The 11,049-nt window shown below is 65.5% G+C and carries 13 protein-coding genes, 1 tRNA gene and 1 pseudogene; 7 read left to right on the top strand and 8 right to left on the bottom strand.

Features of this window, described 5'->3' with window-relative positions:
- Positions 1-86: 86 nt before the first annotated feature.
- From ACZY0X_RS27235 to ACZY0X_RS27220, 4 genes are read right to left on the bottom strand one after another with little or no spacing between them, the layout of a single operon-like run.
- A complete protein-coding gene (locus ACZY0X_RS27235) occupies positions 87-566 on the bottom strand; it encodes a nitroreductase family deazaflavin-dependent oxidoreductase (protein WP_463774842.1) in 480 nt (159 codons plus the stop codon).
- 1 nt (position 567) lies between these two features.
- Positions 568-1,071, bottom strand: a complete 504-nt coding sequence (locus ACZY0X_RS27230) for a pyridoxamine 5'-phosphate oxidase family protein (RefSeq protein ID WP_463774841.1) — start codon at positions 1,069-1,071, stop codon at positions 568-570.
- 60 nt (positions 1,072-1,131) lie between these two features.
- On the bottom strand, positions 1,132-1,581 hold the full coding sequence (locus ACZY0X_RS27225; RefSeq protein WP_463774840.1) for an STAS domain-containing protein: 450 nt from the start codon (positions 1,579-1,581) through the stop codon (positions 1,132-1,134).
- A gap of 34 nt (positions 1,582-1,615) precedes the next feature.
- Positions 1,616-2,053: an STAS domain-containing protein gene (locus tag ACZY0X_RS27220; protein WP_463774838.1), complete on the bottom strand. Its 438-nt coding sequence runs from the start codon at positions 2,051-2,053 to the stop codon at positions 1,616-1,618.
- A 294-nt stretch (positions 2,054-2,347) separates the two neighbouring features.
- Between ACZY0X_RS27220 and ACZY0X_RS27215 the strand changes: the two genes are divergently transcribed.
- The 3 genes from ACZY0X_RS27215 (at position 2,348) to ACZY0X_RS27205 (ending at position 4,913) form a co-directional block, all read left to right on the top strand.
- Positions 2,348-3,796 (top strand): neutral zinc metallopeptidase, encoded by a 1,449-nt coding sequence (locus tag ACZY0X_RS27215; protein WP_463774837.1) that lies wholly within the window; start codon positions 2,348-2,350, stop codon positions 3,794-3,796.
- Positions 3,797-3,922: 126 nt separating this feature from the next.
- Positions 3,923-4,162 (top strand): hypothetical protein, encoded by a 240-nt coding sequence (locus tag ACZY0X_RS27210; protein WP_463774836.1) that lies wholly within the window; start codon positions 3,923-3,925, stop codon positions 4,160-4,162.
- Between the two features lie 130 nt (positions 4,163-4,292).
- Positions 4,293-4,913, top strand: a complete 621-nt coding sequence (locus tag ACZY0X_RS27205) for a hypothetical protein (protein ID WP_463774834.1) — start codon at positions 4,293-4,295, stop codon at positions 4,911-4,913.
- Positions 4,914-4,942: 29 nt separating this feature from the next.
- Here the strand turns inward: ACZY0X_RS27205 and ACZY0X_RS27200 are convergent, their stop codons facing one another.
- Complete coding sequence (locus ACZY0X_RS27200) at positions 4,943-5,554, bottom strand: hypothetical protein (protein WP_463774833.1); 612 nt, start codon at positions 5,552-5,554, stop codon at positions 4,943-4,945.
- Between the two features lie 274 nt (positions 5,555-5,828).
- Here ACZY0X_RS27200 and ACZY0X_RS27195 point away from each other — a divergent pair, with 274 nt between their 5' ends.
- Positions 5,829-6,422 (top strand): amino acid synthesis family protein, encoded by a 594-nt coding sequence (locus tag ACZY0X_RS27195; RefSeq protein ID WP_463774832.1) that lies wholly within the window; start codon positions 5,829-5,831, stop codon positions 6,420-6,422.
- A 16-nt stretch (positions 6,423-6,438) separates the two neighbouring features.
- On the opposite strand, the gene ACZY0X_RS27190 is transcribed toward ACZY0X_RS27195, so the two are convergent.
- Both ACZY0X_RS27190 and ACZY0X_RS27185 read right to left on the bottom strand, forming a co-directional pair.
- Entirely contained in the window at positions 6,439-7,110 is a 672-nt protein-coding gene (locus ACZY0X_RS27190) for a LysR substrate-binding domain-containing protein (RefSeq protein ID WP_463774862.1), read from the bottom strand.
- Between the two features lie 36 nt (positions 7,111-7,146).
- Positions 7,147-7,398: pseudogene (locus ACZY0X_RS27185) on the bottom strand (helix-turn-helix domain-containing protein); the annotation flags it as partial.
- Positions 7,399-7,412: 14 nt separating this feature from the next.
- Between ACZY0X_RS27185 and ACZY0X_RS27180 the strand changes: the two are divergent.
- Entirely contained in the window at positions 7,413-7,613 is a 201-nt protein-coding gene (locus ACZY0X_RS27180) for a hypothetical protein (RefSeq protein WP_463774863.1), read from the top strand.
- A 60-nt stretch (positions 7,614-7,673) separates the two neighbouring features.
- Positions 7,674-9,053: an MFS transporter gene (locus tag ACZY0X_RS27175; RefSeq protein WP_463774830.1), complete on the top strand. Its 1,380-nt coding sequence runs from the start codon at positions 7,674-7,676 to the stop codon at positions 9,051-9,053.
- Between the two features lie 234 nt (positions 9,054-9,287).
- Here ACZY0X_RS27175 and ACZY0X_RS27170 read toward each other — a convergent pair.
- Positions 9,288-9,370 (bottom strand) — tRNA-Leu (locus ACZY0X_RS27170).
- Between the two features lie 216 nt (positions 9,371-9,586).
- Here ACZY0X_RS27170 and ACZY0X_RS27165 point away from each other — a divergent pair.
- Positions 9,587-11,041, top strand: a complete 1,455-nt coding sequence (locus ACZY0X_RS27165) for a DUF3662 and FHA domain-containing protein (protein WP_463774829.1) — start codon at positions 9,587-9,589, stop codon at positions 11,039-11,041.
- The last annotated feature ends 8 nt before the right edge of the window (positions 11,042-11,049 follow it).

Genomic DNA, 11,049 nt, shown 5'->3' with positions numbered 1-11,049 from the left:
CAAGGAATCAGTTACCGATCCCTTCCTGACACCTCCGGAGGCATTTGAGAAGGACTACCTCGATCTATATCAGCCGCCGCGTTCCGCTAGCGCGGCCGCAGCACCACCACCGGGATCTCCCGCTCGGTCCAACTCTGGTAGGTGTCGAAGTCCGCGTAGGCCTCGACGAGGCTGGGCCACAACCGCTTCCGCTCCTCGGCACCAGCCACTACCGCGTGAACAGCGCTTCGCCGCGCACCGATCTGGATGTGGGTGTCGGGGTTGGCGACCAGGTTGCGGTACCACTGCGGGTGCTCGGGTCGGCCGCCCTGCGACGCGACGATGACCACGTCGTCGCCGTCGTGGATGTAGAGCAACGGCACAGTGAACGACCTGCCCGACTTCCGCCCCACGTGGTCGAGCAGCAGCGTGGGCACCGGCTTGCGGAAGCCCGCTCCCACTCGCCACTTCCCACCGATCCGGCCACCCGTGCGCCGGTAGATCCAGACCTGGGCGCGGCCGACGTGCCGGAAGATCACCGGAAGGACCGGTGAGTCCAGCTGATCCGGCCGTTTGGGCGCAGCCATCTCAGCCCAGGTACTGCGCGGTCGAGCCACCGACCGGCATCTCGGGCAGACCGAGCTTGCGGTGATCCCAGCTGCGCAGCCGGGACGGCACCACCCGCACCGCGACGCGGTTGTTCATCATCTGGTCGACGAACGGCTTCATCTCGTCGGTGTAGGGGCCGGTGTAGCGCTCCCACACACTGACGCCCACACGGTGCAGCAGATCCGGGTCGCTGTCCACGATCTCGGCGGTGCCGTCGATCGAGACGCCGCGCAACGTGTCGTAGGTGTCGCCGTCCTCGATCATCACGGTGATCGTCGGGTCACGGCGCAGGTTCACGGCCTTCTGCGATTTGGCCTTGGTCTCGAACCAGATCTCACCGTCGAGGACGGCGTACCACATGGCGACCAGGTGCGGCCGCCCCCCGGCCGAGACCGTCGCCATCGTGGCCGTGCGGCTGCGATCGATGAACTCGGTGATCTCGTCGTCGGACATGACGATCTTCGAACGCTGGTTCTTTCCCACCGTCAATCCTTATCAGGAGCCGACGGTGACCACCATCACCGGGATGCCGTTGGGCACGTTCTAGGCCGTCCTGCGGAGCAGCGGCAACATGGCACGGTGCCGCGCGTTGGCCGCGTCGGCGAAGAGGCGCAGTGCCGCGGGCACCGAGCGTGCACCCGAACAACTGACCTCGTCATCGTCGAGACCCAGCACGTCGGCGACGTCGTCAGCGGCCACCAGCACCCATTCGACACCCGCAAGGCGGCACGCGTCGTCGACGACGTGGATGAGCGAACGGCACTCGGCGTCGACTGCCTCCAGCCCGCCCAGGTCCAGGACGAAATCACTCTCCTCGATCACGAAGCGGCCCACCCGCGACGCCACCCGGTCGAGGTTGCGCGCTGACAACTCACCGCTGACGCTCACCACGGTGGCCAGCCTTCGGCTGTGCGCGCGGATCAGCGCGCCGTCGCACTCGTAGACCGGGTTGCCGTAGTGGAAGGTGCCCAGCGTCCCGCGCGTTTTGGCCACGTGTTGCCTCCGATGAATTCCAGTGTCGGTCGGTTCAGGCGGTCCTGCCGAGCAACGGCAGCAGAATCCGTCGGCGCACACCCGAGACATCGGCGAAGAACCGCAGCGCCTCGCGTACCGACTGCGCCACCGCACAGCTGACCTGCTCGGCGTCCAGACCCAGTCCGTCGACCACCTCGTCGGCGGCCACCAGAATCCACTGCACACCCGCCGCACGGCACGCACGCTCCACGGCGCAGACGAGGTCGTGGCTTTCAGCGCTCACGGCGTCAAGGCCACCGAGGTCGAGAATGAAGTCGTCGTCGAGAACGTGGCACTCGACGCGGGCCAACACCTGGTCGAGGTTGTGGCCGTCGACCACGCCGCTGACGCTCACAACGGTCGCCAGCTGGCGGCTGTACGCACGAACCAACGCACCCTCGTCATCCTGTGCGGAGATGCCGTAGCGGAAGTCCTCGATCGTGGTGGTCATGTGCCGCCTTCCGTAGCGCCGTCGAACTGTTGAGATCGACGCTATGCCGCAAACCTAAGACCTTGGGGTACTGCGTCTAATGGTCTGGTAAGAGCGCACTTTCCGTTCTCACAACCTGCTCCGGCAAAATAGATCGGCGAGGTTTGCCCGCGCCGCTCGGCGGGTAAAGACGTGCTCCGCGTGTCGCGCCCTGAGTGCTCCCCCACCGCATCGCCGCTGATCAAGCCGCCCCCAACTTCCGGGGCTCGGGATAATCTCGGCTAGCTCACACCGGAATCAGAAGATCGTCAGGACATGAAACGACACAGCAGAGTGGTGGCGGCCATCAGCGCCGCATGTGTGGCAGCGCTGATCGCGGGATGCTCCCCGGTCACCCAGGGTCAGGCCGTGTCCACGCTCTACGACCCGTTCCGGGCCGGCGGGCTGCCGGCGCAGGACGGTCCCAGCGGCGTCAAGGACGACGCGCCGCAGCCGACCGGCGAGGTGCAGGGCAGCGACGGTGGCGACATCGACAAGTTGGCACTGCTGTCGGTCAACGACATCGCCGAGTTCTGGGGGCAGAACTACGGCGACCTTGACGGCACCTTCGCCCCCATCGAGAACCTGCTGTCCTACGACTCCGACGACCCGTCGAGTCCGATGGTGTGCAACACCGACACCTACGGCGAACCCAACGCCTTCTACTGCCCGAGCAAGGAGATCATGGCGTGGGACCGCGGGGTGATGGTGCCGATCGGCCGGGAGTTCTTCGGCGATGTCTCAGTCGCCGCGCTGATGGCCCACGAGTACGGCCACGCCGTACAGCACATGGCCGGGCTGGTGGCTGACGACACCCCCGTCCTGGTCATGGAACAGCAGGCCGACTGCTTCGCGGGCACCTATGTCCGCTGGGTCGCCGAGGGCAACTCCCCCCGGTTCAATCTCAGTACCGGCGACGGGCTCAATCACGTTCTCGCTGCGGCGATCACGCTGCGTGACCCGGTACTCGGGCCGCAGGACATCGATTTCGTCGAGGACGGCCACGGCACCGCGCTCGACCGGATCAGCGCCTTCCAGATGGGCTTCACCTCCGGCGCGTCCGAGTGCGCCCGAATCGACATGGACGAGATCGAGACGCGGCGCGGCGACCTGCCGATCGCCCTGCCGTTCGATGACAACGGTGACGTGCAGAGCGGCGAGGTCACCCTCGACGAGGACATCCTCGCCCTGTTGATGGAGACGCTCGGCGAGGTGTACCAGCCGTCCGAGGCGCCCACGTTGTCCTACGAGCCCGCCGCATGTCCGGACGCGCAGCCCGTCCCACCGACGTCATACTGCCCGTCGACCAACACCATCGCGGTGGATGTCGGCGCGCTGCAGCAGATGGGGGAGGCCGCCGACGAGTCCAATTACGTTCTGCTGCAGGGCGACAACACCGCGTTGTCGGTGCTCACGTCGCGGTACGCCCTTGCCCTCCAGCATGAGAACGGCGACGCGCTGAACACACCGGCCTCGGCCCTGCGCACGGCATGCCTCACCGGCGTCGCCCAGGCCGCGATGTCCGACACCGTCGAGCTGCCCAGCGGTCAGAGCCTCACATTGACCGCCGGTGACCTGGACGAGGCCGTCGCGGGTCTGCTCACCAACGGACTGGCGGCGAGCAACGTCGACAGCCAAACGGTGCCTGGCGGCTTCACCAGGATCATCGCCTACCGCTCGGGTCTCAGCGGTGACCGCGACCTGTGCGAGGCCCGGTTCAAGTAGGTCCATTCCTGCCACCCGTCGGTCAATTGCTGCCACCGGAAATTTGTGCCCTGAACTGGTCGTTCCTTTTATCAGACCGGCACGAGAAACACCCGGGCCGGTTGACTTCAGGGAAGTGGGAATGACATGAAGAAGTTTGGATTCGCCTCAGTGCTCGCCGGGGGACTGGCCGCCGCGGTCCTCGGACTCGCCGCACCGGCTCAGGCCGACAGCACCACGGACGCCACCAGCGCCGTGCCCGCGGCCAGCGCGATGGCAATTCTGCAGGTAGCCCCGGCCGGCATCGACCACCATGGCTGGCTCTATGACATCCAGCCGAGGGCTCACGCTCCGCAGGTCGACACCACGGTGCATCAGAGCCGCTGACGATCGGCAGATCGCAGGAGGGGCACTCGATTTTTTTCGGGTGCCCCTCTTCTGTGTCCGCACACGCCGGGCTCCTGTGGTGCCGAGACAGGCCGCCCTACCTGTGGAACCGGTGCTAGCGTCAGCGCGCATGAACCCGTGGCAGCAGCAACCCGGGCCGCACTGGGGTCCTCCTCCACCCGGCCCGCCGCAGCAGCCCTACCCGGCGGGTCCGTACCCGCAGCAGCCGTACGCACCCCACCAGTACCCGCCGCCGGGGTATCAGCACCCGGGCTATCCGCAGCAATACCCCGGCTACCCCTACCCACCGCCCCGACCCGCGAGCTCGGGCACCGCAGTCACGGCCATCGTGCTCAGCCTGATCATCGCGTTGTTCCAGGCATTCGCCTGCATCGGCTACATCGCCCTGTCGTCTGAAATCTCCGACGCCGGAAACGCCATACGCGAGTGGGTCCCCGGATTCCTGATCTTCGAGGGCATCGTTCGAATCCTCAGCGCCGCAGTGCTCGTCGTCGGCGCGGTGCTGCTGATGCGGCGCAATCCGGCGGGCCGATGGGTCACCGCTGGCGCGGCACTCGCGATAGTGGTGTTCCAGTTCCTGGAGTACGCAGTGCGTTCCGGCGTGCTGCCGACGTCGGGTGCGAGCCCGCTGAGCACCCTGATCAGCGTGATACTGCCGATCACCCTGATCATCGTCGCGCTCAACGGCGCCACTCGCCGCTGGATAGACGACGGCCGGTTACGTCGCTAGAACACAGCGCCATCCGGCCAACGGCCCGCTCAGACGACGTCGGTGATCTGCCCGGCGACGTCCGCGCGCACCTGCTTGCTGCTGCGCTCGCCCTTGACGTTGATGAACATCATCACGTTCGCGTCGAACGGCATGTTTCGCTTGATGCTCACGCTTTGGACCTCGCCACCCTCGATCTCGCTTGCCGCCACCGCACCGTTGATGGCCGTCACGATGGCGCTGGTGGCAACCTCATCGATGGCGAAGAGGTTCTGCTGTAGCGCTTCTGTGTCGTCGTCATAGTCGACAGGGCGGGACGGCCCGACCGTGCCCGCGGTGTAGCTCCACTGATTGAGTTCGGCCGGGGCGTTCGGGTCGACGGCCTCGACCGCCAGCACCCCGGGGGCGATGCTCACCTCCACCACCTGCATCGGACTGGCGCCGACCTTCTCCGAGATCGCCGAGTACGCGGCGTCGATACCCTCGGCGGTGAACAGATTGCCCGACACGGCCTCGGTGATCTTCTCGGTGCCCGACGCAACGACCTGCTCGACCGCGCTGGAGGCCGCGTCCCTAATGTCGGTGACCTCCGAGCAGCCACTCAGTGTGGACGCCGCGAGAACTGCAGCGGTGAGGGCAACGCCGAAGCGGGTGGGTGTCATTGGGTCCTCTCGTGGTTTCCAGTCCCGACGGGTCCGGTGCGGACGCAGGCGCGGGGGACCGCGCTCGGGGCTCATATTGTTAACACAGCGAGCTTTCAGCATGATGAGGGCCGTCGCCGACACGCAGGCGGTGGCACGCGCGGCCAGCCGCAGTCACGACTTGCCTCTCTCCACTTCTGCACAGCGGGATTCAGATCTGACGGTAGTTGATCTACGTTGCGCCTCATAACCTTTCGAGGTGGAAGTTTGTCTCACCGATACAGAGGAGCAATTGATGTCCGCCGTACTCAGCGTCCGCAAGTTCGTTCATTTCGAGGAGGAGATCCGGCAGGAGAACGGCCAGCCGGTCGAGCCGGAACTCAGACGTATCGTGGTCGGCGCCGTCGCGAAGAACCCGCTCGCGGGCTCAAGTGTTACCGCGGACATCGCGCCGCTTGTCGAGCTGTCAGTGAGGCTGGGTGAAGTTCTCACGACACGGGCGCTTGACCGACTGGGCGATGCCTCCGCCATTCGCGCGTACGGTAAGGCCGCACTGATTGGCACGGACGGCGCCGTCGAACACGGCGCGGCGCTGATCCATCCGCGGCTTGGGATGGCGATGCGGGCGACACTGCGCCGGGGCAAGGTCCTCATCCCGGGGAACGCCAAGGTTGCAGGACCCGGCACGCCGATCGATGTGATCTTCGGCCCCCTCGATGAGGGATGGGATCTTGACGCCATGGATTCGCTGCCCGTCGTGGTCCCCGATGCGCCGCGATCCGACGAATTGCTGCTGCTGGTCGGCTACACCACTGGGCCGCGGCCAAACGCCCGCTCGAAGGGTCCGTCGCAGGCAGAGGTCGACGCTCTCATCGAATCCTTCGTGTAAATGGAGCGCGCGTGACCTACGGGTGGAAGCCGAAACTCTCTGTCAGAGTGCTGGCGAGGAATCGCGCAGCGGCTTCCATCCGAGGCACGCGCCACAGGTCGGTCGGCATAGCTATCCAATAGCTGCGCTCAGCTCTGAGACGGTCGGGAAGCACCGTGACCAATTGGGGCTCTGAAACGGCCATGTATCCGGGGAACATCCCGATTCCCACTCCGCGCCGCACGGCTTCAAGTTGTACGAGTGGGCTGGTGCTGCGATACGCCACTTCGCGACGGCCAATGGTTTCAGTCAGCCAACTCAACTCTGGCAGTTCGATCAAGTCCTCGATGTAGTCCACGAAACGGTGCTCGCCGAGATCCTCTACCGATGTCGGTTCACCGAAGGCGCTGACATACCCGCGCGACGCGTACAGATGGACATCGCATCGGGCCAGCACTCGGGACGTCAGCCGGGGACCAGACGGCTTGGCGGGACCGATTGAGATGTCAACCTCACGGAGGTTGAGGTTGGCGGGATGCATCATGCTCACCAGCTCGACAGCAATCTCAGGGTGTCGTTCGGCAAACTGGACCAGCGCCGGGGCGAGAACCTTGATGGCCAAACCTTCGACCGAGGCAATCCGAACCGGCCCCGCAATTCGACTTGGTGTGCTGGCCGATCGGAAGATCTCGTCGGCCGCGTGCTCCATTCCCTCGGCTCGCTGAAGTAGATCACGACCTGCCGGCGTGAGGGTGAACCCGGACGTACGGCGGTCAAACAACTTGACATCGAGTTCACGCTCAAGGCGTGCGATACGCCGCAACACCGTGGTGTGCGAGACGCCCAGTCGGCGCGCAGCGCGCGTTAGCGTCCGCTTTCGGACCACCTCGAGGAAGAATTGAATGCTGTCCCAAGGGAATACATCGCTTGGGCGGTCGTCGTCATATGTCGGGGCGGAGCCGTCTGGCACAGCGAGTCTCCAATGTCCGCTCGGCATTTTGTATGGGGACGATGTGGTTTTCCGGACGGCGCAAGCCGGTTTCGCTGCAGCAAACCGATCTGGGCCATACCTCGGAAGTAGAACGTTATCAGGGCTTTTCGCGCGCTGACGGCGTGTTCGAGGCATTGGTCTCGATGCACTCTGCTCATCTGCGCACACCGCTGTGCGTTGATGACACTTCCGGTGGGGGTGTGACCAGACTCAAGCTGTGAACCTGCCCACCCACTGTGGGCGCCCCCGCCGTGAGGCGGTGACCTGAAAGGGAGTGTCGAATGGTGGCCGAGGCGTCGATCGAGTTGGAGCCCGAGAGGCGATCAGCATTACGACGAGTGGTGCGGGCATCGATGGCAGGAACGATCGTCGAGTGGTACGAGTTCTTCCTCTACGCGACCGCGGCGACGCTGGTGTTCAGTCAGATCTTCTTTCCGCCCTCCAATGACCCGCTAGAGAACATCATCAACGCCTTCCTGACCTATGCGGTCGGCTTCATAGCTCGGCCGCTCGGCGGGATTGTCTTCGGGCACTTCGGCGACAAGTACGGCCGCAAGAAGCTCCTCCAGTTGGCGATCGTGCTCGTTGGCGCGTCAACATTCGCAATGGGCTGTCTGCCGACATACGACCAGATCGGTTATGCAGCACCGATACTGCTGGCGGTCTTGCGATTTGTGCAGGGCATCGCAGTTGGCGGCGAGTGGGGAGGAGCCGTCCTGCTCGTGGCAGAGCATGCGCCAGACAAGTCGCGAGCCTATTGGTCCAGTTGGCCGCAGGCCGCGCTCCCCATCGGCGCGCTGATGGCCACCGTGATCCTGCTAGTGCTGTCAAAGGTCCAGAGCCCTGAGACATTCTTGGCATGGGGCTGGCGGGTTGGTTTCTGGCTCTCCGTCGTCATCGTCGCGATTGGCTACTACATTCGCACCAAGGTTTCCGATGCGGCGATCTTCCAGGAGGCGCAAGCCCAGAACCTTCAAGAGGCGACCGCCGCCAAGGAAACTGCGAAGTCCTCGTACGGTGTCATCGAGGTGCTGCGCCAGTACCCCGGCAAGGTCTTCACCGCGATGGGGCTGCGGTTCTGTGAGAACGTCCTCTACTACGCGGCCGTCACGTTCTCCATCACTTACCTCAGCACACAAGTGCACGAGAGCACCTCAAAGATTCTGCTGCTGCTGCTGTGCGCCCACGTCGTCCATGCCGCGATAATTCCGCTCTTCGGCCGCCTGGCGGACACCGTTGGCCGCAAGCCGGTGTTCGTGACTGGGCTACTTCTGGCCGCGTTCTGGGGATTCGCCGCGTTCCCCATGTTCGACACGGGCAACGACTGGCTGGTGTTCGGTGCGATCGTCACCGGGTTGGTGGCACACGCGATGATGTATGCACCCGAACCGGCGCTGATGGCCGAGATGTTCCCGACGCGGTTGCGGTACTCGGGAGTGTCGCTGGGCTATCAGGTGACGTCGATCTTCGCCGGGTCACTCGCACCAATCGTCGCAACCCTGCTGCTGAGTCGATTCAATTCATGGGTGCCGATCGCGGTGTATATCTCCGCCGCCGCACTAGTCACCGGAATTGCCACGCTGGCACTGCGCGATACGCGCGGCATCTCCCTCTACGACGTGGACGAACTCGACCGGATGAAACGATTGAGCTCCACGTGAGTGCGAAGATGCCGGCCATCGAGTCACGTCCAGTAGACGCAGCGAGGGCGGGCGAGGCCTCAAGCACGCCGGCGGAATCCTGACGCCGCTTCGGCTCGCTTCGCCTGCAACGAGTCCAGGGTGTCGAGGTGGCACGGGCATCGCGATTGCCTCGCAGGTCCCCGCCAAACACAAAGGTCGCGGACTCAAGAGAGTCCGCGACCTTTGCGCTGCGGTTGGTGCGACCGCTAGTTGTGGGCGAAGGGGGACTTGAACCCCCACGTCCCGAAGGACACTGGCACCTGAAGCCAGCGCGTCTGCCATTCCGCCACTCGCCCCGACAACGTCCGAAAGGCTATCACGCACACCGGCTCGTTCCCCAACCGTGCAGATCACGGCGAAAACATCCCCTTGACCTGCCGTGATCAGATTCTCAGAGATCTGTTTGTCACGCGACAACGGGCATCGCCGATACCATGCCTACAGGCATCAGGCTCCACGACACGCAGAGGTGCGGGAACCGGCAGCGACGACGAACGAGGGGAGAGGCAGACATGGGTTTGGTCGGCCGCTTCGAACGCAGACTCGAGTCGAGCATCGGCGACGCGTTCGCCCGCGTGTTCGGCGGTGCGATCGTGCCGCAGGAAGTCGAGGCGATGCTCCAGGGTGAAGCCGAGGCCAAGGTGCGCCAACTGGGCGGCGGCCACATTTTGGCACCGAACGCCTACGTCATTACCCTCAGTGTGCCGGACTATCAGAAGGTGAGCGCCGACCCCGACCTCACGTCGACCAGTTTTGCCAGACACCTGGAGGGATACATCCATGACCAAGGATGGCAAACGTATGGTGAGGTGGTCGTCAGATTCGAACCGTCACCGAACCTGCACACCGGCCAATTCCGCGTACGTGGAGCGGTCGATCCCGACTCGACCGACCGAGACTCGACGGGCGCACCCGCCCCACAACCAGACCGCGCGAACACCGCAGAACCAGGAGTTCCTCCGATGACTGACAACCCGAGCCATCGCGGCGGCGGCCAGGGACCAGGCCAGCAGCCCGGCGACGAGTACTACGACTACGGCCGCCCGGGCGAGGAGCCCCGCCGTCCGCAGCCTCCCGAGCAGGGTGGATACCCCCCGCAGGGCCAACCGGCGCCCGGCTACCCGCCGCGTCAGCCCGGGTACGAGCAGGGCGGCTACCCGGAGCAGGGCGGTTACCCGGAGCAGGGCGGCTACGAGCAGGGTGGCTACCCCGAGCAGGGCTACCCACCGCCGTCCTATGAGCAGCGTCCGCCGGCTGGCGGTTACGGCCAGCCCCCCGCGGGCGGCTACACCGAGGGATACCCGCCGGCCCAGGGTGGCTACGGCGCACCCGCTGGCGGTTACCCCGCCCCCGGCGCTCCCGCCGGCGACTATGACTACGGCCGTCAGGCCCCGCGCCACGACGACTACGGTCGGCCCGAGGCGCGCCCGGCCTACCCGGACCAGGGTGGGTATCCCGAGCAGGGTGGGTATCCCGAGCAGGGCGGCTACCCCGACCAGGGGGGATACAGCGGTCAGGCCTACCGTCAGGACTACGGCCAGCCCGGCTACGGCGAACAGCAGTACGGCCAGCCGGCCGCACCCGCGGGCTACGGCGACCAGGGTTACGGCGGCGGCTACGCCGATGCGGGCTACGGCCAGGGTGGCTACGGCGCGGGATACGCCGCTCCCGGTGTCGCCGGTGCCAACGTGACGCTGCAGCTCGACGACGGCAGCGGCCGTACCTACCAGCTGCGCGAGGGCGCCAACGTGATCGGCCGCGGTCAGGACGCTCAGTTCCGGCTGCCTGACACCGGGGTCTCGCGTCGCCACCTCGAGATCCGCTGGGATGGGCAGGTCGCGCTGCTGTCGGACCTCAACTCCACCAACGGCACCACCGTGAACAACGCGCCGGTGCAGGAGTGGCAGCTGGCCGACGGCGACGTGATTCGACTGGGCCATTCCGAGATCGTCGTTCGGGTTCACTGAGGACGCGA

The organism is Mycobacterium sp. IDUB_39, from assembly GCF_055419205.1.
The sequence above is the reverse complement of the archived record's forward strand: the minus strand, read 5'-3'. Positions and strand labels throughout refer to the sequence as shown.